Source organism: Streptomyces pseudogriseolus (assembly GCA_002154585.1).
GTDB lineage: Bacteria > Actinomycetota > Actinomycetes > Streptomycetales > Streptomycetaceae > Streptomyces > Streptomyces pseudogriseolus.
The window spans coordinates 1-20,724 of sequence record MUNG01000235.1; the positions used below are offsets into that span (position 1 = coordinate 1).

Below are 20,724 nucleotides of genomic sequence, written 5' to 3' on the forward strand. Positions count from 1 at the left end.
GGGATGGCCCGGTACCGGGCCTGGGACAGCAGAGCAGGATTGCGGCCGAAGTGCAGGTCCTCCGTCGTGAAGATCCCGGGCACCTCGGCGTTGATCTCCGGAACGAGTTCACTGCCCTCGGGCAGCTCCGTGCCGCGCAGCTCACGGCGGTCGGACTCGGCGAAGACCTCGTCCACCGCGTTCCAGTACGTGACCGAGCTCTCCATGCCGTCCAGCAGGGACGCGGCGGCGTCGGTCACCGAGGGCTTCGGGCGGCGGACATGGGTCCGTTCCGGGTAAGCCATGTCCCGTCCGGTGTCCGCGTCTTCACGGACCCCGATGACGATGGCCCGACGCCGTGCCTGGCGCGCCCCGTAGTCGGCAGAGTTCAGCAGATAGCGCTTCGCCCTGGTCTCGGGGTCGTCCGTCGGCTGGTGGCCCGGAGGATCCACGAGGCGGTAGTCGGCCAGACGTCCCCCGGGCTCGACCTCCCGGAGCAGACTCCTGAACTCGTCCGACCTGACGAAGCGGTCGACGTTCTCGATGACGAAGACCTTGGGACGCACCTCGGCGACGATGCGTACGTAGTCCTCCCACAGGCGATTGCGTTCGCTGCCCTTCTTCGCCCGGTTCAGGGCCGAGAACCCCTGACACGGCGGGCCTCCGACCACGACGTCCGCGTCGAAAGCCTCGGGAGTGGGCTGCCACACCTCGATGTCACCGACGTGCACCTGAGCCGGCGGGTGCTGCTCGTCGAGGCGGAGCTTGCCGAAGTTGACCGCGTACGTGGCCGCGGCGGCGGTGTTGTGCTCCACCGCGGCGACGCTGTGGAAGACGGGTCCGACGTCGCCGGCATGCGCGGGACGGAACTCGTGGAAGCCCTGCGTGAAGCCGCCGCAGCCGCTGAAAAGATCAACGACGGTGATGGGTTTCGGAGCAACCGGACGGGGCGTACGCATAAGTGGATCCTAGCTGCGCAGAGCTGCCGCGATGCTGCGGCCCACAGCAGTCGCGAGGGGTGGGGGCATGGCATGGCCGATCTGGCGGTAGCGGGAGGTCTTGCCGCCGACGAACGTCCACCCGGTGGGGAAGGACTGAATGAGGGCAGCCTGTTCCACGGTCAACTTGGGCATCTCGACCGGGGAGAAGTCGGGCCCCGGCGGCTCGTCGCCCAGGCTGTTGCCGTTGACTCCCAGCGCCGCCCAGGCCTTCTTGCTGCCCGTGGGACCGAGATCGGCGCCACCGCGCCGGTCCGAACCGCCGACGAGCGCCGGGGCGACCCGGTCGGCGTTCCTGGCCCACGCCTCGGCGCCGGACCAGCCGCGTGACGCCATGGAGGGCTCCAGGACCTGCCCCACGCTGGGGGCGGGGGATCTGCTCGGCTCGGGCCAGGAGAAGGCACCGAACCAGGGCTCGCGCAGCGCGACGAGGAAGCCGCTTCTTCGATTTTGCGGTACGCCGAAATCCGAGGCGTTCAGCACCTTCCAACTGCATCGCAGTCCGATTTGCGCCAGTGTGGTCTCGATCCAGTACCGGTCCGACTCGAATTCCTCTCCTTCGACGAGTTCGGGGACGTTCTCGAAAAGGACGGCACGCGGTCCGATTCTCCACGCGAGGTCGATCGCGATGCGCAGCACCCGACGTTCCTCGGCGTCCTCGGGGCGGGAAAGGCTGGCCACCGACTTCACCCTGGGCAGCCCGCCGCTGAGGAGATCGACGTTCATCACGTCGGGTCGCTCGTCCGGCTGGAACTGCGCCAGGTCGATGCAGACGGTTTCCCATCCGGGACGATTTCGGATGAGCGTGGAACACGCGTCGGACTTGCTGTCGATCAGTACGACCGGGTCGAAGCCGGCGCCCTCGAGTCCCAGGGCCTGGCCCCCGGCCCCGGCGCAGATCTCCACGGACGTGAAGCGACGGTCGGCCGGGTCCGGTGCGCGCACGGGCTGAGGGGCGGACTCGACGGCGTGGGACGTCGTCGCCTCGACGCTCTGCTGAGCGGGGATCGAGGGTGTGGACGCCGGGTCGGTCGACGACGAGGCGCGCTGGGCGTCGACCGCCTCCTGCGCCACGGCACGCAACTCGTCGTCCAACGCCCGCTCGTCGATGCCGTCGAACAGCACGAAGGGCGCGAGACGGAGCAGACGCTTGAGGAAGTCCTGGAGCGTTTCGCGCTTCTTGAGCCCTGTCAGATCCACTGCGTTCCAGACCCGGAGGATGGCACGCACCAGATGAGGGCTTCCACCCAGGGCGGCGCGGCGGGCGTAGATCTGGTCGAACGCGGCCTCGCCCAGGATGTGCAGCGCGTGGTACGGCTCCGGGTCCTCGGGTGCCCGCACCAACTGGGCCCGCCACCAGAGGCGACCGAAGACGTGACGCGTCAGGTCCGTGCCGAGAATGCGGTCCCCCGGTGGCTGCGGGTAACGCCAGAAGGCCACGTCCGGCATGAGAACCAGGGCGAGGAACGCCCACACGTCCCGGGCCGCCGCCTCAGCGGGCACCATGCCCGTCTCGGAGTGCAGGAACGCCGCCAACGCCAGGTCGAACTCGGCGTTGCGCGCACGGTCCGAGTCGTCGGGGAAGCCCGCCCGTCTCGCCAGGTCGAGGACGCCTTCCCGCAGTTCCTTCAGACGGGACTCGGGAACCCGGTCTCCTCCCGTCGCCACGTAGACGGCGGATTCGTGCGTCACGTCGACGCGGGACGCTAGTTCGGTGACGGTCAGCTCGCGGTACTCGCGGAACAGCGGCCTCGCCTGTTCGGCGAGCAGCCGAGGATAGAGGAAGCCCATGTCTACACCTCGAAGATCTTCACTGCCGCCTGCAGGTCGGAGGCGAACAAGGCAGGGGACTGCTGCCGGCGCAGTCGGATGTCGGTGATCGACTGTCCGGGGAAGAGCTGTTCCACGAGGTTCAGGAGGGTGGCGCCCAGCGATCCTTCGGGGAAGTCGGTGTCCTCGGTGAAGTCGTCCTGGTTCAGGGCGTGCTCGACCATGATGCGCGCCGCGTCCGCGTACACGGCGGACAGGACGATCCGGTCCACGGGGCCGGGTTTCGACGCCTTCTGAAACGCGTTCGCGGTGGTGCTGTTGCGCTCGTTGACGAGGAGCAGCAGGGAACCCATCGTCGCGCTGTCGAGGCCGCCGCTGATCTGCAGATGCCAGGCGGCGTCGTCGGGGAACGACGTCCGCGCGAAGTCGATGACAGCCATGGGGAACTGCGGCGCGTCACCCTGGAGCCGCAGGGTCTGCCGGTCGCTCCACAGCACCGATCCCGCCCTGCGGGGGGTGGAGGGACGGGCGTCGACCCTGCGTTCGGCGAGCAGCAGCGCGGTGTCCAGGAGAAGCAGACCCCCCAGGTCGGCGCCCCGCAGCCGGAAGTGGAACTCGGCGATGCCGTCGGCGTACGCGGGCATCGGGATCTGCTGGGCCGGACCGCTCAGGTTGGAACCGGTGGCCGTCCAGACCGCCGACAGCACGAGCGGCGTGTCGTCGGGCAGTCCCGACTGGCGTCGTGCGCGTTCGAGGTCGACGCGGACGGTTCGGCGCAGGGACAGGTCCATCTGGTAGTCCCAGTCCGGCATGGCCTCCGGCAACGGCACCTCGCCGTCCTCGACGACGAGCCGCCAGGTCTCGGCCGAGACGACGTCCTCCGCCGGGACACGGTAGGGCAGTACGCGGCGGGTCACTGCTCCTTCACCGCCTCGACCTTGATGCCGATCTCGGTCATGGTGTCGGGGGCGGGACGGACGAGCGCGCGCCACACGGCTTCGCTGCCCTCGACGACACAGGGGTCGCCGTCGTGCACGTGCCCCGACGCGTCCTGCCAACCGACGAGCACGGGCATGGTCGCCCCGAGCGGTGGGTCCGTCTCGCGTCCGCCCGTGCCCGGCAGCGTGACCGCGAGGTCGCTCCGGACGCGCTGCGGACCGGGCACCGGCAGGCGGAACTCCTGCACCAGCAAGGTGCTCTCCCCGTGGTCCTCGTAGTAGGGGTCGCCGACGTACTGCACCCGAGGGCGTCGGCGGGGCGTGGAGTCGCCGCCGTACGGCGCACCCGCGTCGTCACGGTCCTCGCCGTCGACGGTCGCCCCTCCGGAGGCCCGGCCCTTCTTCGTGGGCCGCCGTCCGCGTCCACCGCTGCCGTCGACGTCGGTCGACCGGGTCGCGGTGCTGCCGGGCTTGGAGTAGTCGGTGGCTCCGCCGATGCCCCATGCTCCGCCGACCAGGCCGGAGAAGTACGAGCTGGCGGCTCCCAGGGCCACGGTGCTGGCGCCCTGGCCGGCGTTCCCGTTGAGTGAGAGCAATCCGTTCAGCGCCTCGTCGATGCGCCGGAACGTCGTGGCGACATAGGTGCTCTCGGGGCGCTCCAGCGAGTGAGGGTTCCAGGCGTCGTGGGTGGGCGGTTCGGCCTTGGCGTACACCTCGTCCATGGACTCGTCGGCCCGGAAGACGCCCGCGTAGCCCTGGTGAATGCTGGGGGGCTTCGGTCCCGGACGGTAGGTGACGACCAGCTCCGCGGGGCGCATCAGGCACACGTGGTGGACGACGTCCTCGATGTCGAGGAGCTCCTTGGCACGGGACCGTTCGAGCGCCGGCATGATGCGCTTGTCCAGGCCGAGCCGCCCCAGGTGCCTTTTCGGTTTCAAACACGCGAGGTCACGGCCCTGCCCGCCCTTCATGACCTCGTACGCCTTGACGAACATGTGCAGCGGGGGCGTGGTGCGAGGGTCCGGCACCTCGTAGGGGACGCCGTCACAGGTGACGGAGAAGCGCATCGCGGGGGGCTTGCCGTCCGTCTCGATCATCTTGGGCCAGAGGTGCCATGCGATCGTCTCGGCCAGGTAGTCGGCCGCGTCCGTCGGCTGCTCGAACTCGTCGAGATTCGGGTCGATCACGACCACGGTGGTGCCCGTCTCCTGCGGGCCGAACGGCCGCAGGCCCAGCCGCTGGGCGGCGATCTCGGCCGCTGCGCCCACGAGGGGTTCCACGACGTCGCCCGAGGTGTCGCCCCACCAGTGCCGGCCCGTGTAGCGACGGTCCCCACCGCGTTCGGTGGCCACGTAACTCTTCCAGAGCGTGCACCCGATGAGACGGGTCTCGTAGCTTCCCTCGGGCGTGCGGCAACGGGAGTGCACCAGCACGGAGCCGGACTTGGAGAGCAGGTAGAAGATGCCCTTGCCGAAGCCGTACGTGCCCCCGCCCAGGGCCCTGTCCCGGGGCTCACCGATGTTGCGGATGAACGACACGAAGTCCCGGTCGGCACCCACCGCGTCGTTGGCGCGCGTCGGGCCTCCCAGGCCACGCGTCCCCCGGTCGGAGACGGCGAGCACGCGGATGACGGGGTGCCGCAGCGTGTTGCGCAGCGGGAAGTGATCCGGGTTCGTGGGCGCCCCGGCCGGGAGGAGGGTCCGCCAGGCGCCGGCATGCGCGGGTGTGATCGTCCACATGTCGATGCGGAAGTCGACCGGCTTCGGGGAGTCGGGTATGCGGGCGTCCCAACTGTTCTGCGCCGACTCACGGACCAGGATGGTCAACAGATCCAGTTCCGGACGTCCCAGCTGGTTGCGGATGCCCTCGGCGGCGCTGGCCCCCTCGGGAGGGTAGGGCTGGGAGTACCACGAGGCTTCCATCAGTCGGACTCCTGAGTGATGCGCTCGACCACACGCGACACCTCGTCGGGCGTCACCGTGCCGGGGACATCGCCCGTGAGGTCGATGGTGTATTCGACGTCCAGCACGGAGACCGGCAGGCCGGCTGCGACGAGCGCGCCACCGGTCAGTCCGGGGAACTCGGGGAGGACGCGGAACCACGTCTCCTCTCCGACGCCGAAACGGACGTCCCGGTAACGGTCGGCCTCGAAGTGGCGGTAGCCGGCTTCCGAGAGGAGACCGAGCACGGTGCTCTCGTCGTCGCAGTGCCGCAGCGTGCGCTCGACCAGTTCCACGAAGCCCGTGCCGCCTCCCGACGCCGTCATCCGGTGCAGCCCGACCCAGACCAGGTGAAGACTGCCGTCCGGCGGAGGCTCCAACTGGTCCAGTCCGTGTATTCGAGGCTTGCGACCGGAGGGATCCACCGCCGTCTTGACCTCGATCGCGTCGAGGCCCGTCGAGAAGTCGTGGCGGTGTCCCTTCGGACCGCGCCACAGGCGGTGAGCGCCCGGATCGCGTTGCAGCAGTCGGTCCAGGACGAGCAGCTCGCCGAAGAGGCCCGCGAGCTGTTCGGGACCCAGAGCGGGGCCCTGGGTCTGGAACAGCGCCTTCCAGCGGTCCAGGACGCGATACAGCCCCTTGACGGGGTGTTCGGGCGCTGCGCCCACCGTGGACAGCACGTCGGCGCACAGCTTGGTGAACAGGTCCGCGAAGTCGTCCCTGAGACAGGCCAGGTCCGCGTACGTCTGGTAGGTCTCCTCGTCCTCCAGCGGGCGCTTGCGCAGACGCAGCACCGGGCCGTCGAGGCCGGAGCGGACCTTGGTGCGGCTGTTCACCGGTACCAACAGGTGGTGGTGGCCCTCGTGGTCGACGGCCACGGCTATCGGCCCCTCGCCCGTGACCACCGGGAGGTGGGACACCCGGAGGCGGTGCTCACCGGTGGTGGGCCTGGCCTCCAGCGCGGTCCAGTGCTCCTCGACGAGCTTGTTCCATGCGGGCTCGCTCACGCCTCCTCGCTCTCCAGGAGACTGAGGTCCTCGTCCTCGATGCTGACGCCGGAGAGGTCGGCCGATATGTACTTCTCCACAGTGCTGTCCCCGTCGCGCGGCTCGGGGAAGACGAGGCCGACACCAATGACGTGTTCCTCGGCGTTCAGGGGCCGGCGCGTGTCCTTGGGCGGATGAGGCGCGGACGTCTTGTCGATGGGGTACAGGATCAGGAGTCCGGTGTCGGGGAGCTGGGCCTTCCGCTCCCGCATGATCTCCTCCTCCTTCAACTTCGACACGTCGCCCGACAGGTCGACCGCGGCGTCACGACGGCTCATCAGGGTCTTGATGTCGGCGTGCTCGGGGCCCAAGGTGTCGGCCAAGCGGGCACGGACACTTCGACCGACGGCCACGTTCGGCGCGAACTCGAACGGCTCACCCTTGGGGTTGCCGACGACGGCCACGTTCCAGCGGCGCAGGGAACCGGCCGCGGAGACGCGCTTATGGATGTACGCGCTCATGAGCTCGCCGTCGTTCTCGGGCGACTTCTCATGGAACTTGTACTCCGCCAGGAAGTCGGTCACCACGTCGTACGGGACGTCGCGGAACACGTAGCGCCCCTCGGCCGACCGGTCCTCCACCCGCACGGCGTCCGCGATCGACGCCCCGACCAGCTTGCGGGCGGCGTCGATGTTGCCGCGCAGCCACTCGGCATCGGTGCGGAAGTAGTGGGTCTGCACGCGTCGGCCGCCGTAGGAGGAGGCGGCCGTGACCGCCGAGCGCATCTTGGCCGCTGCCGTGACGCGCAACGAGGGGTGCGTGCGGAGTCGGACCGCGAAGGTCAGAGGGGTTTCGGACTCCGTCATGTAGACGTCGATGTCCCGCCGCATCTCGGTCTCGACGGTCGCCAGGTGGCGGAACCACTCGGCCAGTTCGTCGGTCATCCAGATCCTGGGCAGGTCGGCGTAGCCGTTGCGGAAGCCGAACCAGCGCCCCATCTGCAGAAGCGTGTCGTAGGCGGAGACCGCACGCACGAAGTAGCTGACGGACAGGCCCTCGAGCGTCAGACCACGCGACAGGGTGTTACCTCCCACGGCGATCGCGACCACCGGGCCGTTCTCGTAGTCCAGGCGGTCCTCGCTGCTGGAGTTGTCCATGATGACTCGGCAACTGTCGAGGACGCCGGGCAGCTCGGGAAGCAGCGAGTCGAACGGCACCTTGGTCTCGCCGAACTCCTCGGCAGGGACGCGGGCGGTCTCCTGGTCCCACAGCGCGCGCAGTCGCCTCAGCATGTCGGCGTCGCCGAGCGACTCGGCCCTCCTCCGCCTGAGGTGCTCCAGCGGCCTCTTGAAGCTGTTGTGCACGGCCGTGTTGACGCTCGTGTGGATGAGCATCGTGTTGTGCGGGTTGCCGGTGCCCCGGACCCTGCGTGCGGCGGTGACCAGCCAGAAGTAGTCGATGGCCCGCTGAAGGGTGCCCGTGATCACGGGCTCGAAGCCCTCGACGTCGGCCTTCGTCTCGGGGCGGACGCACGGAACGTCGTCCTGCGGCACCGAGCGGATCATGTCGTGACCGTCGTCGACGTCCTCCTTGTCCTCGCCCTCCAACGCGTACCGGCCGAAGAGGACCTCGGTACCGAAGTGCCCCTTCGGCTTCGGCAGGTTGACGACGAAGTCCCGGGGATACAGGTCTTCGGCGGCGGGGTCGATCAACAGGTTGGCGAACGGGGAGGCCGTGTACCCGACGTAGGCGGAGCGCGGCAGGCTCTTCATGATGCTGAGGATCAGCGGGTTGATGGACTTGGTCGCCACCGTGGCCTGGTCGGCCTCGTCGTCGATGATCAGCGCCGGGCAGTCCTCCAGGTAGTCGGACGCCTTGGCCAGCCACTGCGAGAGCTTGCGCAGCACCGTGGCGTTCTTCTTCACCACGCAGAGGACGTGCGTCTTGTTGCTTTTCCCGAAGTAGCCGGCGGGGTTTTCGGTGGGCGTGAAGTCCTTGTCCAGACCTGTCAGTTGCGACCACATCGACGGATTGGGCTCGACGAGTTGCTGCACCAGACGGGCCTGAGTCTGGCGGCGGAGCCCGTTGTGGATGCCGGCCAGCACGATGAAGAGCTTGTAACCGCGATCCGCCGCCTTGGCCATGACCGAGGTGAAATTGGTGGTCTTGCCGGACTGCACGTACCCGACCACCAGGCCACGGGTCGAAAACGCCTTTTCCTTCGGGTGATTGAGCAGGGAGACGACCCGGGTGGACGAGTCGTCGAGATCCTGGATGGCGGGCTTCTCCGGCCAGCCGTCCTTGCGGAGCAGCTTCACGATCGCGGGCCAGCACTTGTCCTTGGCCTGCGGGCCGGTGTACCAGGTGTCCCGGTTGCCCAGGACCACCGCATGGGGCTCCTCGAGCTCCTTGATACGGATCGTCCGCTCTTCGTGGCGCCGGCGGATCTCCTCGATGACGTGCTGTTCGACGCCGAGTAGTTCGAGCCGCTTCACGGCCTCCGAAGGGGGAAACGTTTCCAGAAGTGCCTGGAACGTCTCGTACATGGCATCGAAATCGTCGGTCATGTGGTCGACCGCCCCCCGCTCTCATTCATCGTTCGCCTGCTCGGCAGGCATGCTGCGACACAGATCAACGCCCCCCGCGTTCACGCCGCCTCCACACTATTGGAGCAGGTCGTTGCTGAGTAAATCGATCTCGCAAACCGCTCTGGCGGCGCGGGAGCTCATGGCGGGCAAAAGGGGCGGGACGTGGTGAATTCGTCCCCGTCAGCGGCGGTCGTCGGCCTCGCGCTGCGGTTTCACCACGGCGGCGATCCGGGAGGCCACGTCATCGACGGACTCGTGCTCCCAGAAACGAAGGACCGTCCAGCCTTCCTGGGTCAGATGCTCGGTCGTCTCGGCGTCGCGGGCCATGTTCTTGTCGAGCTTGGTGCGCCACCACTCGGCGTTGGCCTTCGGACTGGTCGCGTGCTGCGGGCATCCGTGCCAAAAGCAACCGTCGAGGAAGACGGCGACCTTCGCCCTGGGGAAGACGATGTCGATCGTGCGGCGGGGCATGCCGGGCACGGGCACGTTCACCCGGTACCGCAGGCCTCCGGCGTGCAGGATCCGCCTGACCGCCACCTCGGGGGCGGTGTCACGACGGTTCTGGCGACTCATCCGGGCGGAGACGCTGGGGGAGGACGGGACGACACCGGGCACACCTGCATTCTGCCGGCGTCGGAAGGGTGGACGGAGGTCCGAGTGAACGGGTGCACCGCCCCCGGCCCGGCACAAGCTCCCCACATGGTGCAAAGCAACGCGACCGACGTCGACGCCTACCTCGCCGAGGTTTCGGACGACCGCAAGGTCGTCCTGACGCGGCTGCGTGAGCTGTGCCGGGCCGAGCTCACGGGGTTCACGGAGGTCATGGCGTACGGGATGCCCGCGTACGAGCGGGACGGAGTCGCCGAGATCGCCATCGCAAGTCAGAAGCAGTACATCTCCTACCTGATGCGTGGTGACGTCCGGGACGCCTTCGCCGAGCGGCTGGCCGGCCAGGGCATGGGCAAGGGCTGTCTTCGGTTCCGTAAGCCCGAGCGCGTCGACCTCGAGCTGGTCCGCGACCTGTTGCGGGCCACCGCGGCGGCCCCCGGCCAGGTCTGTTGGCGGCTCCGCCGCCGGCCGCGCACGTCCCACGCGTCCTCGGCGCACTGCGCCCAACCGATTGCGCGCAATCTAGTTGCGCACAACCGAATGGCGCGCTACCTTCTTCATCGTGCTCACCGCACACCAGACCTCAGAGAAGAAGGGCACCACCATGCCGTTCATCACCGTCGGCCAGGAGAACAGCACCACCATCGACCTGTACTACGAGGACCACGGGACCGGGCAGCCGGTCGTGCTGATCCACGGGTACCCGCTCGACGGTCACTCCTGGGAGAAGCAGACCGCCGCCCTGCTCGCCGCCGGCTACCGGGTCATCACCTACGACCGGCGCGGTTTCGGGCAGTCCAGCCAGCCCACCACCGGCTACGACTACGACACCTTCGCCGCCGACCTGAACACCGTCATGGAGACGCTCGACCTGCGGGACGCCGTGCTCGTCGGGTTCTCCATGGGCACCGGCGAAGTCGGGCGGTACCTCGGCACGTACGGGTCCGACCGCGTCGCGAAGGCCGCCTTCCTCGCCTCGCTCGAGCCGTACCTGCTCAAGACGGACGACAACCCCACCGGCGTCGACGCCTCCGTCTTCGCGGGCATCGAGAAGGCCGTCGCCGAGGACCGGTACGCCTACTTCACCGCGTTCTACCAAGACTTCTACAACCTGGACGAGAACCTCGGCACCCGCATCAGCGAAGAGGCCCTGCGCAACAGCTGGAACGTGGCCGCCGGGTCCTCCCCGTACGCGTCCCTCGCCGCCGTCGCCACCTGGACCACCGACTTCCGGTCCGACCTGGCCAAGATCGACGTCCCGGCGCTGATCCTGCACGGCACCGCCGACCGGATCCTGCCCATCGAGTCCACCGGCGAGCCCTTCCACCGGGCCCTGCCCCAGGCCGAGTACGTCGTCATCGACGGCGCCCCGCACGGCCTGCTCTGGACCCACGCCCAGGAGGTCACCGACGCCCTCCTCGCCTTCCTCGCCAAGTGAGCCGAGCGAGCCGGTAGCGGCACCGCGGCACCGCGGCACCGCGACACCGCTACCCCGTAAACAGCGAGTGCGCCCGGCCGCCGGATCCACCGGTGGCCGGGCGCACCCGTACGCGCGCTCCTGCAGACGCGGCTACACCCCGTGGCACTCCCCGTACGCCCGCCCCGACCCGCACCAGCACGCGTCCGCCCGCTCCGGCGGCCACGCCACCGCGCGGCCCCGTGCCGCCAGCGTCGTCGCGTACTGGGGGAGGAGCGAGGAGTCGGACGGGGAGGCCAGTTCCGAGGCGGCGAACGCCTCGTACGACGGGACCGTGCCCCGCACGATGCCCAGGTTCGGCGTGCCCGAGGCGGCCAGTTCGCGCAGGGCCGCCTCCGTCGCCTCCAGGTGGGCCGCGTACGACGGGTACTCCTCCGCGAGGTCCGGGTACGCCTGCGTCAGCTCCGTCAGCTCGTCGGCCGGCCAGTGCAGCACCGCCACCGGGAACGGGCGGGACAGCGCCTCCCGGTACGCGCCCAGCTCCGCGCGCAGCCGCAGGATCTCCGCCTCCAGCTCCTCCGGGTTCTCCGAGCCCAGCGACCACACGCGCTTGGGGTCGTGCAGCTCGTCGAGGCCGACGGGGAGCTTGTGCGCGGAGTCCGCGAGCGCGTCCCACTCGTCGTGCGACGCGCCCAGCATCCTGCGCACCCGGTGGCGGCCGAAGAGCAGCGGATACGTGGCGCGCGGCGGCTCCTCCACGCCGGACAGCAGGAGGCGTACCGCCTCGGTGAACGTCTCGTGCGCCTGCTCCAGCTCGTCGTGCGCCTCCAGCGCCTCCGCGACGATCACCCACGGGGCGGGATCGCGCGGGGACGCCATGCGGATGCCGTCGATGATCGCGCGGGCCTCCGCCTCGTGCCCGTACTCCCACAGGTTGGCGGCCTTCAGGGCGCGGACCAGGTACGGGTCGTCCAGGTCCGGGCCCGAGGTCAGCAGGCGGTCGTAGAGCGCCGTCGCCGCCGGGCGGTCGCCGGCCAGCTCCCGGTGGGCGGCGGCCCGCAGCAGCAGGGCTTCGGCGTCCTCGGGGTAGCGGTCGGCGGTCCGCTCCAGTCGGGCGGCCTCGTTGATGTGGTCGACGTTTTCGGCAGGCGTGTCGGGGCGCATGGGGGACACCGTACTGCCGACAGGTGACAGAAGTGAGGGGCCCATGGGCCTCGCCTCCGTAGGCGGCCGGAGGAGGCCCGAGCGCCTCACGGCCGACCGAAGACCGGGTCCGGCCCGCCTTACCCCCGCTCCCGCAGCCCCAACACCGCCACCGCCGCGACCAGCGCCAGCACCGCGGACACCACCATCGCGATGTCCGTGCCGTGGGCCGGGCCGTCGTTCGACGACGTCGCCACCGCGATGGTCAGGGAGACGCCGGCGCACGAGCCGATGTACCGCAGGGTCTGCTGCGCGCCGGAGCCCATCGCGGCCCGGGCGGCCGGGACCGACTCGACCGCGAGCAGCGGCAGCGCCGCGTTGAGCAGGCCGCTGCCGACACCCGCGATCATCATGCCGGGCACGAAACGGGCCGTGGAGCCCGCGTCGAGCGCGCCGAGCATGGTGATCACACCCACGGCGTGCAGGGCGAAGGCGAGGGCGAGCTGGACGCGGGTCGGGACGCGGCCGGCCAGGCGGCGGGCCTGGAGCGCGACGACGAAGGCGAGGCCCGCCCACAGCAGGGTCAGCAGCGCCGTGTCCATCGCGGACATCCCGAGCACCCGCTGGAGCACCGCCGGCAGGAAGCTGAACAGGCCGATCACCGACAGGCCCGTGAACAGGCCGCCGACGGACGAGGCGAGGAAGCCGCGGTGACGGAGCAGGGACAGGTCGATCATCGGGGCCGCCGTGCGCCGCTCCACCAGGACGAAGGCGGCGAGCAGGACGACGGTCGCGCCGAGCAGCAGCCACACCGGCGTCCGCAGCCAGCCGTCCCGGCCCAGCGTCAGGGCCGCCACCAGGGAGACCAGCGCCGGTCCGAAGGTCGCGGCCCCGGCGTAGTCGGGCCGGCCGCCGCGCGCGGACCGCGACTCGGTGAGCGCGCGGGTGCCGAGGAGGGCGATGATCAGCGCGGCGGCGCCGAGGACGCCGTAGACCGCGCGCCAGTTCGGTATCCCGGCGGCGAGCAGCGGGCCCACCGCGATGCCTCCGGTGACGAACGCACCCCACACGCCTGTCGCCCGCAGCCGTCCGGCGGGTGTCGGGAAGGCGTGCACGATCAGGCCGAGACTGCTGGCCAGCAGGGCCGCGCCGGCCGCGCCCTGCGCGATCCGGGCCAGGGTGAACTGCCAGGTGTCGGTGGCGAGGGCGCCGAGCGCCGTGGTGATGCCGAGCGCCAGGGTGCCCCAGACGAAGACCCGGCGGCGCCCGTAGTCGTCGGCGAGGCTGCCGGCCACCAGGAGCAGCGCGGCCAGCCCCAGCGGGGTGCCGTTGAGCAGCCACGCCTGCGCGGACAGCGGGGTGTGCAGGGCGGCCGCGGTCGCGGGCAGCGTCACGATCGGGGCGGTGTACGTCATCAGCGCCACGGTCGTGGCGACGCTGGTCAGGGCCAGGGTGGCGCCGGGGCGCGGCGGTGATCCGGGGGCGGCGGCACGCGCGGCGGCGTCCTGCGCCTGGGGTGCGGTGGCGGGTGTGGCCGGGGTGACGGTCATGTCGTCGGGGTCCTCTGCGAATCGGGAGGGGCCTGGGGCGGAATCGGGAGGGGCCTTGGGTGAGGGATGACGTGACTGTAGGTTCGTTCATTGAACCTATCGGGGCCCGGCTACCGTAACACTGTCGGTTCGGTCACTGAACCAACGGCGGGAAAAGTGGTTACAGTGGAGGGCATGGCACTGGGCAAGGACTACGCGACGCAGGAGTGCTCCATCGCGAGCGCCCTGGAGGTCATCGGCGAACGCTGGACGCTGCTCGTCATCCGCGACGCGTTCTACGGCGTGCGCCGCTACAACGACTTCCTCGTCCACCTCGGCATCCCGCGCGCGGTCCTCGCCTCCCGCCTCCAGGCGCTCACCGCCCAGGGCATCCTCGAGAAGCGCCGCTACCAGCAGTCCCCGCCCCGCGACGAGTACGTCCTCACCGACCGCGGCATCGCCCTGTGGCCCACCCTCCGCGCCCTCGGCGTGTGGGGCCGCGAGCAGCTCACCCACCGGAAACTGCGGATCTTCCGGCACGCCGACTGCGGCACCGAGCTCGGCCCCTTCAGCGAGTGCCCCGCCTGCGGAACCGTCGTGGCCGTCCCGGACGTCGAGATAGTGCCGGGGCCGGACCTCAACCGGGACCCGGCCGACCCGGTCAGCCGGGCGCTGCTCAAGCCCAAGCGGCTGCTTCAGCCCGTGGAGGCCGACGCCGCCTGAGGCCCGGTTCACGCCGCGCCGACACGAACGCCTGGCACAATGCGGTGCACGACGCGGTACGAGACGCGGTACGGGACGGGAAGACGGAGAGGGGGACACGGCCCATGACGCGGTTCACGACACGGCCGACGGCAGTACGGCCGATGACAGCAGGGCCGACGACGGCACGGCACCCGTCCGCCGGGCGGCCGGCCCCGCGCCCCGTGCGCACCCTCCTCGCCGTGCTCTTCCCGCTGCTCCAGCTCGCCCTGCTGCTGACCCCGGCCCCCGACGGCGGCCTCTCCCTGGTCCACGTCACCCTCGCCGCGACCGCCGCGGCCGGGGCCGCCCTCAGCCTGTGCTCCGTGGTCGCCGCCCGCAGCGCGCCCGCCGTGCCGCCCACCCGGGTGCGCACGGCCCTGCGCGACCGCGACCGGCGCACCGCCTTCCTCCCCCAGCGGGATCCCGACGCCAAGGGCCGCACCCGGCCCCGAGCGCCCGGACACGCCCTCCCGGCGACCGCCGCGTAGGGCAGCAGCACCTCGGGGGGCTTTCGTTCACCGGACGCACGTCCACGGAACCCCCGTTCCACGGTTCTCCCCTTCCGCCCGCCCCGCGCGCGGGTCGTCATGCCGACCTTCCCCGTCCCGTCCCGGCCGTCCGCCGCGCCGGGACCTCCGGCACGACGAGACCCCCGGAGGGCTCACCCTTGTCTGTCTTCGCCACCCTGGTCGAGCAGCTCGCCGACCTGCTCCGCCCCCTGTTCGGCCTGTCCGCCGCGGCCGCCGCGATCGTCGCGTTCACGGCCGTCGTACGACTCGCCGTCCATCCGCTGTCCCGGGCCGCCGCGCGCGGCCAGAAGGCGCGGGCCGCGCTCCAGCCGCGCATCGCCGAACTGCGCCGCAAGCACGGCAAGAACCCCGAGAAGCTTCAGAAGGCCGTCCTGGAACTGCACGCCGAGGAGAAGGTCTCCCCGCTCTCCGGCTGCCTGCCCAGCCTGCTCCAGCTCCCCGCGTTCTTCCTGCTCTACCACCTCTTCTCCAGCGGCTCCATCGGCGGCGAGCCCAACGCCCTGCTCAGCCACCAGCTGCTCGACGCGCCCCTCGGCGGCCGGTGGGCGGACGCCCTCGGCGACGGCGGCGCGTTCGGCGGGGCCGGCCTGGTGTACCTCGGTCTGTTCGCCGTCGTCACGGTCGTCGCGTACTTCAGCTACCGGCTCTCCCGGCGCATGACGGCCGCCTCCGCGGCGATGGCAGGCGCGGCGGGCGCGGGCGGAGCGGGCGCGGACCCGCAGATGCCGGGCGCCGCCGCCATGGGCGGGGTGATGCGGGTGATGCCGTTCATGTCCTTCTTCACCCTGGTCACCGTCGCCGTCGTCCCCCTCGCCGCCGCGCTCTACGTCGTCACCTCCACGACGTGGAGCGTGATCGAGCGGTCGGTGCTCTACCGGTGAGGCGTGCGGCGGACGCGGTCCAGTACGTGAACCGGGTCTTGCGGAGTGGAGCGTCCGGCCTGGAAGATCGGCCGGTCCTCCGACGGCCGCGCCCGCCGCACCGGTCGTCCCCGTCGGGCGGGCGCCCGCGAGCGAGGGAGACACGACCATGAAGCTGCTGCGCGTCGGTACGGCGGGACGGGAACGGCCCGCGCTGCTCGACCCCGACGGAACCCTGCGCGACCTGTCCGGACTCGTCGCGGACATCGACGGGACGCTCCTGGCGGACGAGGACGCCCTCGGCCGGATCAGGCGCGCCGCCGCAGCCGGCGAGCTGCCCGCGCTGGAGGCGGCGGGGCTGCGCACCGGGCCCCCGCTCGCGCGGATCGGCAAGATCGTGTGCATCGGGCTGAACTACCACGACCACGCCCGCGAGACCGGGGCCGAGCCGCCCGCCGAGCCGGTCGTCTTTTTCAAGGCCCCGGACACCGTCGTCGGCCCCGACGACACCGTGCTGATCCCGCGCGGGTCGGTGAAGACCGACTGGGAGGTCGAACTGGCCGTCGTGATCGGGCGGCCCGCGCGGTACCTGGAGTCGGCGGAGGACGGACTCGCGCACGTCGCCGGGTACGCCGTCGCCCACGACGTCTCCGAGCGCGAGTTCCAGATCGAGCGCGGCGGCACCTGGGACAAGGGCAAGAACTGCGAGACCTTCAACCCGCTCGGGCCCTGGCTGGTCACCGCCGACGAGGTGCCCGACCCGCAGGACCTGTCGCTGCGGCTGTGGGTCAACGGCGAGCTGAAGCAGGACGGCACGACGGCCGAGCAGATCTTCCCGGTCGGGGAGGTCGTGCGCTACGTCAGCCGGTTCATGACCCTGTACCCGGGCGACGTCCTCAACACCGGCACCCCGGCGGGCGTGGCGATGGGCCGGCCCGAGCCGAAGCCGTACCTCAGGGCCGGGGACGTGGTCGAGCTGGAGGTCACGGGGCTGGGGCGGCAACGGCAGGTGTTCGCCCAGGCGTAGCGGCCCGCGCCGGGCGCGGTGCGGTCGAGGCGGGCGCTCGGGTGCTGCCGCCGGCGTCACCGGCCGGCGGCGCGTCCGCGCCCCGAGCGTCACCTGATGGCCCCGCCGGTCCGTCCGCGCCCCCGCCGCCTCCGCACGCGCCCTTTTCCGCCGGGCCCCGCCCCGCCACACTGGATGCGCTCCACGCCCGCATCGGGGGCGGGGCGCGGCGCGAACCGGGGGAGTGAGCGGCGTGGCGATGGGTGCGGATCCGTCCGAGGACGAGGTGCGGGCGGCGTTGGACGCGCAGCTGGCTCGCCGCGACGGCAAGGGAAGCGGCCGCACCGCCGCGGACTTCAGCCTCACCCGGCTGCACCTGCTCGACGCCTCGATCACCCGGTACGTCGAACAGCGCACCGAGGCGACACGGCACGAGCCCGGTGCCGTCCACCTCGCCGACCGGCCGGTCTACGACGTGCTGCGGGACCACGAACTCGGCCCGGACGAGAAGCCTCTCGACAAGCCGCTGGACCTGGTCCGGCGGGGCACGGTGCACATACGGTCCTGCGGGTGCGGCAACGGCAGACAGCAGTGCCCCGACTGCAAGGGCATGACGTACCGCACCTGCGAGCCGGCCCAGCCGTGTCCCGTGTGCGAGGGCGTCTCCCCGTGCAGCCAGTACCTCAAGCACGGTGGCCTGCCGGGCACACCGCCCCGGCCGCCCAAGGCGCGCAAGGCGGCGAACCCCGAGGAGCGGGTGACCTGCGACGCCTGTCACACCGCCGACAGCGCCTGCCCGGGATGCCGGGGCTGGGGGAGGGTCAAGTGCGAGAGGTGCCAGGCACGGGGGCGCATCCCGTGCGGGCCCTGCAAGGCCACCGGCACCGTCACGTGCGGGACGTGCAAGGGCCACGGGCGGACGACGTCCTGGACGGCCGGGCGGATCGTCTGGGAGCGGCGGACCGAAAAGGTGACCCACCCCGACCCGTGGCCCCGGCGCGTGGCGAACGACCTGGGAGCGGGGGACTGGCGCACCGACCGGCTCGGCGCGGCGGACCCGCTCCCCGAGGACCTCTCCGACGACCACCGCGCGGTCCTCGCCCCGCACCTGCGGAAGCTGAAGGGCGAGCAGGACCGCACGGTCGTCATCAAGCGGCTCACCGTCGTCAGGGCGACCCCACGGGGCAGCGGGAACCGCGACTACTACCTCTTCCGCGGCTGCTCCGGAAAGCTGGAGGTCCTGGCGCGGATCTCGGACGAGGGCAGAGGGAAGGCCGTCGCGGCCGCGGTGGCGGCCGTCGTCCTGCTCGTCCTCGTCCTCCTCCTCGTCAACTGACCCGGGCTACGCCCGTGACAGGAAGTGCTCCAGCGCCTCCACCACCAGCCGGTGGTCCTGGAGCTGCGGCAGGCCCGAGACCGTCACCGCGCCGACGACGCCCACGCCCTCGACCGTGACGGGGAACGAGCCGCCGTGGGCCGCGTAGACGTCCGGGTCGAGGCGGGACGACTCCTCGAACGTCGTGCCCTTGGCCCGGAACCGCGCGCCCACCAGGTAGGACGCGGCGCCGTACCGCTCCACCACCCGGCGCTTGCGGGCGATCCACGCGTCGTTGTCGGGCGAGGAGCCCGGCAGCGCCGCGTGGAACAGCTGCTGGCCCGCACGGTGGATGTCGATCGCGACCGGCGCCTGCCGCTCCCGCGCCAGCTCCACCAGCAGCGAGCCGAGCGCCCACGCGTCGTCGTACGTGAATCGGGGGAAGACCAGGCGGCGTTCCTGCGCCTCCAGCTCCTCCACGGTCGGGGCCGGCTCCGGGGACTGCTTCGGGGCGGTCACAGGGTCACCGTCACCTTCTCGGCGGCCGAACGGCGCGCCGCCTCAAGGACGTCGAGAGCCGCGGCGGCCTCCAGCGCGGTCACCGGGTTGGCGCCGTCGGAGAGCAGCGCCCGCGCCACGGCCGCGTAGTAGGCGGGGTAGTCGCCCGGCAGGGTGCGGACGGGGCTGCCGCCGCCGGTCACCGGGGACTCGCCGGCGCCGAGACGGCCCCACAGCTCCTCCGGCTCCGCGCCCCACTCGGCGCCGGACGCGCCGGGGCGCCCACCGTCGCGCAGGGCGGCCTCCTGCGGGTCCAGGCCGTGCTTGACGTAGCCGGCCTTCGAGCCGAGGACGCGGAAGCGCGGGCCGAGCTGGGCGGTGGTCGCGGACACGTACAGGTGCGAGCGGACCCCGCTCGCGTGGGTGAGCGCGATGAACGTGTCGTCGTCGGTCCGCGCGCCCTCCCGGCGGACGTCCGCCTCCGCGTACACCGACGTCACCGGGCCGAACAGCACCAGCGCCTGGTCGACGACATGGCTGCCCAGGTCGTACAGCAGGCCGCCGATCTCCGCCGGGTCGCCGGACTCCCGCCAGCCGCCCTTGAGCTGCGGACGCCAGCGCTCGAAACGCGACTCGAACCGGTACACCTCGCCCAGCTCGCCGTCGGCGATCAGGCGGCGCAGGGTGAGGAAGTCGTTGTCCCAGCGGCGGTTCTGGAAGACCGACAGCAGCAGGCCGCGCTTCTCGGCCAGCTCCGCCAGCGCGCGGGCCTCCGCCGCCGTGCCCGCGACCGGCTTGTCCACGACGACCGGCAGGCCGGCCTCGAGCGCCGCGGTGGCGAGCGGGACGTGCGTCCGGTTCGGGGACGCGACGACGATCAGGTCCAGTTCGCCCGCCCGCGCCCACAGCTCGTCCGCCGAGGCGGCGACCGTGACGTCCGGGTGCTCGGCGCGGGCCTGCGCCTGCCGCTCGGGGTTCGAGGTGACGACCGTGTCGAGCGTGAGGCCCTGGGTCGCGGCGATCAGCGGGGCGTGGAACACGGAACCCGCGAGGCCGTAGCCGACGAGGCCGACGCGAAGGGGAGTGCCAGTCATGGTCCTACTTTCGCAACAGTGTTGCCAAAGTGCAAGACCGGGACACAATGGGCAGGTGAACAGGACGTACGGCGGTGGCATGCGCGGCCCGGGCGGCGGGGCCAACCTCCTCGCCCTGCGCAGCCACAACACCACGCTGGTGCTGGACCTGCTGCGCACGGCCGGGGCGGAGGGCATCAGCCGGCTGGAGCTCGCCGAGCGCACCGGGCTCACCCCGCAGGCGGTCAGCAAGATAACCGCCCGGCTGCGCGAGGAGGGCCTCGCGGCGGAGGCCGGGCGCCGGGCGTCCACGGGCGGCAAACCGCGCACGGTGCTGCGGCTGGTCCCGGAGGCCGGGCACGCGGTGGGCGTGCACCTGGACCGGGACGAACTGCGGGCCGTGCTGGCCGATCTCGACGGCACGGTGGTGGCGCGCCGGCACGCGCCGCTGGATCTGGGAGCCGGGGCGGAGGCGGTGCTGGCGCGGGTCGCATCGGTGGTGGAGGACCTGGCGGCGGCGGTGGTGGACGCGCGGCCGCTGTTGGGGGTGGGGGTTGCGCTGCCCGGGCCGCTCGATCACCGGCGCGGGGTGCTGCACCGGGTGACGGGGTTTCCGGAGTGGGACGGGTTTCCGTTGCGGGACGCGCTGGCCGAGCGGCTGGGGTCCGTGCCGGTCGTGGTCGACAAGGACACCAACGCCGTCGCGCTCGGGCTCGCGGTCGGGGGTGAGGGCGGGTCCTTCGCCTATCTGCACCTCGGTACGGGGCTGGGGGCCGGGCTGGTGATCGGCGGGAGCGTGCA

The 20,724-nt window shown here is 71.5% G+C and carries 18 protein-coding genes and 1 pseudogene; 8 read left to right on the plus strand and 11 right to left on the minus strand.

The genetic code is table 11. The features are described from left to right. The 7 genes from CCN29_RS21165 to CCN29_RS21195 all read right to left on the minus strand — a co-directional run. Positions 1 to 938 (minus strand): DNA cytosine methyltransferase (locus CCN29_RS21165; protein ID WP_143661354.1); only part of this gene is annotated, 938 nt, incomplete at its 3' end. A gap of 9 nt (positions 939 to 947) precedes the next feature. Next, positions 948 to 2,768, minus strand: coding sequence for a DNA cytosine methyltransferase (locus CCN29_RS36085; protein ID WP_006131633.1), 1,821 nt, complete (start codon positions 2,766 to 2,768; stop codon positions 948 to 950). 2 nt (positions 2,769 to 2,770) lie between these two features. Then, positions 2,771 to 3,664, minus strand: a complete 894-nt coding sequence (locus CCN29_RS36090; protein ID WP_006131632.1) for a hypothetical protein — start codon at positions 3,662 to 3,664, stop codon at positions 2,771 to 2,773. Next, a complete protein-coding gene (locus tag CCN29_RS21180; RefSeq protein ID WP_006131631.1) occupies positions 3,661 to 5,607 on the minus strand; it encodes a hypothetical protein in 1,947 nt (648 codons plus the stop codon). Before CCN29_RS21180 ends, CCN29_RS36090 begins: the two co-directional genes overlap by 4 nt. Next, positions 5,607 to 6,632 carry a PD-(D/E)XK motif protein gene (locus CCN29_RS21185; RefSeq protein WP_006131630.1) on the minus strand — a complete coding sequence of 342 codons (1,026 nt, stop codon included), beginning with the start codon at positions 6,630 to 6,632 and terminating at the stop codon, positions 5,607 to 5,609. The genes CCN29_RS21180 and CCN29_RS21185 overlap by 1 nt, the downstream gene beginning before the upstream one ends. Further along, complete coding sequence (locus CCN29_RS21190; protein ID WP_086683720.1) at positions 6,629 to 9,178, minus strand: Z1 domain-containing protein; 2,550 nt, start codon at positions 9,176 to 9,178, stop codon at positions 6,629 to 6,631. Before CCN29_RS21190 ends, CCN29_RS21185 begins: the two co-directional genes overlap by 4 nt. Before the next feature lie 201 nt (positions 9,179 to 9,379). After that, complete coding sequence (locus tag CCN29_RS21195; RefSeq protein WP_039986959.1) at positions 9,380 to 9,772, minus strand: very short patch repair endonuclease; 393 nt, start codon at positions 9,770 to 9,772, stop codon at positions 9,380 to 9,382. Between the two features lie 126 nt (positions 9,773 to 9,898). On the opposite strand from CCN29_RS21195, the pseudogene CCN29_RS21200 reads away from it, so the two are divergent. Then, positions 9,899 to 10,258 (plus strand): annotated as a pseudogene (locus CCN29_RS21200) (iron chaperone); the annotation flags it as partial. Between the two features lie 154 nt (positions 10,259 to 10,412). After that, positions 10,413 to 11,246, plus strand: coding sequence for an alpha/beta fold hydrolase (locus tag CCN29_RS21205; RefSeq protein ID WP_086683747.1), 834 nt, complete (start codon positions 10,413 to 10,415; stop codon positions 11,244 to 11,246). Positions 11,247 to 11,378: 132 nt separating this feature from the next. Here CCN29_RS21205 and CCN29_RS21210 read toward each other — a convergent pair whose 3' ends face one another. Beyond that, positions 11,379 to 12,389 (minus strand): SEC-C domain-containing protein, encoded by a 1,011-nt coding sequence (locus CCN29_RS21210; protein WP_086683723.1) that lies wholly within the window; start codon positions 12,387 to 12,389, stop codon positions 11,379 to 11,381. 119 nt (positions 12,390 to 12,508) lie between these two features. Beyond that, positions 12,509 to 13,918, minus strand: coding sequence for an MFS transporter (locus tag CCN29_RS21215; RefSeq protein WP_086683726.1), 1,410 nt, complete (start codon positions 13,916 to 13,918; stop codon positions 12,509 to 12,511). A gap of 174 nt (positions 13,919 to 14,092) precedes the next feature. Here CCN29_RS21215 and CCN29_RS21220 point away from each other — a divergent pair, with 174 nt between their 5' ends. From CCN29_RS21220 to CCN29_RS21240, 5 genes are all read left to right on the plus strand, one after another. Beyond that, entirely contained in the window at positions 14,093 to 14,620 is a 528-nt protein-coding gene (locus CCN29_RS21220) for a winged helix-turn-helix transcriptional regulator (protein ID WP_189406338.1), read from the plus strand. A 143-nt stretch (positions 14,621 to 14,763) separates the two neighbouring features. After that, complete coding sequence (locus CCN29_RS21225; RefSeq protein WP_086683732.1) at positions 14,764 to 15,129, plus strand: DUF6412 domain-containing protein; 366 nt, start codon at positions 14,764 to 14,766, stop codon at positions 15,127 to 15,129. Positions 15,130 to 15,308: 179 nt separating this feature from the next. Next, a complete protein-coding gene (locus CCN29_RS21230; RefSeq protein WP_086683735.1) occupies positions 15,309 to 16,052 on the plus strand; it encodes a YidC/Oxa1 family membrane protein insertase in 744 nt (247 codons plus the stop codon). Positions 16,053 to 16,200: 148 nt separating this feature from the next. Further along, the gene (locus tag CCN29_RS21235) at positions 16,201 to 17,058 is read left to right on the plus strand and encodes a fumarylacetoacetate hydrolase family protein (RefSeq protein ID WP_086683738.1); all 858 of its coding nucleotides are present in this window, start codon (positions 16,201 to 16,203) and stop codon (positions 17,056 to 17,058) included. Positions 17,059 to 17,296: 238 nt separating this feature from the next. Continuing rightward, a complete protein-coding gene (locus CCN29_RS21240; RefSeq protein WP_086683741.1) occupies positions 17,297 to 18,373 on the plus strand; it encodes a hypothetical protein in 1,077 nt (358 codons plus the stop codon). Positions 18,374 to 18,379: 6 nt separating this feature from the next. Here CCN29_RS21240 and CCN29_RS21245 read toward each other — a convergent pair whose 3' ends face one another. Together CCN29_RS21245 and CCN29_RS21250 are read right to left on the minus strand one after the other, a co-directional pair. After that, a complete protein-coding gene (locus CCN29_RS21245; protein WP_086683744.1) occupies positions 18,380 to 18,871 on the minus strand; it encodes a heme-degrading domain-containing protein in 492 nt (163 codons plus the stop codon). Further along, entirely contained in the window at positions 18,868 to 19,944 is a 1,077-nt protein-coding gene (locus tag CCN29_RS21250) for a Gfo/Idh/MocA family protein (RefSeq protein ID WP_006131617.1), read from the minus strand. The genes CCN29_RS21245 and CCN29_RS21250 overlap by 4 nt, the downstream gene beginning before the upstream one ends. 79 nt (positions 19,945 to 20,023) lie before the next feature. Between CCN29_RS21250 and CCN29_RS21255 the strand changes: the two genes are divergently transcribed. Next, positions 20,024 to 20,724 (plus strand): ROK family transcriptional regulator (locus CCN29_RS21255; protein WP_143661355.1); only part of this gene is annotated, 701 nt, incomplete at its 3' end.

Excerpts from the sequence above, each read along its gene's own strand:
- CCN29_RS36085 (WP_006131633.1), bottom strand. The coding sequence starts at position 2,768 with ATGGGCTTCCTCTATCCTCGGCTGCTCGCCGAACAGGCGAGGCCGCTG.
- CCN29_RS21180 (WP_006131631.1), bottom strand. The coding sequence starts at position 5,607 with ATGGAAGCCTCGTGGTACTCCCAGCCCTACCCTCCCGAGGGGGCCAGC.
- CCN29_RS21190 (WP_086683720.1), bottom strand. The coding sequence starts at position 9,178 with ATGACCGACGATTTCGATGCCATGTACGAGACGTTCCAGGCACTTCTG.
- CCN29_RS21195 (WP_039986959.1), bottom strand. The coding sequence starts at position 9,772 with ATGAGTCGCCAGAACCGTCGTGACACCGCCCCCGAGGTGGCGGTCAGG.
- CCN29_RS21205 (WP_086683747.1), top strand. The coding sequence starts at position 10,413 with ATGCCGTTCATCACCGTCGGCCAGGAGAACAGCACCACCATCGACCTG.
- CCN29_RS21210 (WP_086683723.1), bottom strand. The coding sequence starts at position 12,389 with ATGCGCCCCGACACGCCTGCCGAAAACGTCGACCACATCAACGAGGCC.
- CCN29_RS21215 (WP_086683726.1), bottom strand. The coding sequence starts at position 13,918 with ATGACCGTCACCCCGGCCACACCCGCCACCGCACCCCAGGCGCAGGAC.
- CCN29_RS21220 (WP_189406338.1), top strand. The coding sequence starts at position 14,093 with ATGGCACTGGGCAAGGACTACGCGACGCAGGAGTGCTCCATCGCGAGC.
- CCN29_RS21225 (WP_086683732.1), top strand. The coding sequence starts at position 14,764 with ATGACAGCAGGGCCGACGACGGCACGGCACCCGTCCGCCGGGCGGCCG.
- CCN29_RS21235 (WP_086683738.1), top strand. The coding sequence starts at position 16,201 with ATGAAGCTGCTGCGCGTCGGTACGGCGGGACGGGAACGGCCCGCGCTG.
- CCN29_RS21240 (WP_086683741.1), top strand. The coding sequence starts at position 17,297 with ATGGGTGCGGATCCGTCCGAGGACGAGGTGCGGGCGGCGTTGGACGCG.
- CCN29_RS21250 (WP_006131617.1), bottom strand. The coding sequence starts at position 19,944 with ATGACTGGCACTCCCCTTCGCGTCGGCCTCGTCGGCTACGGCCTCGCG.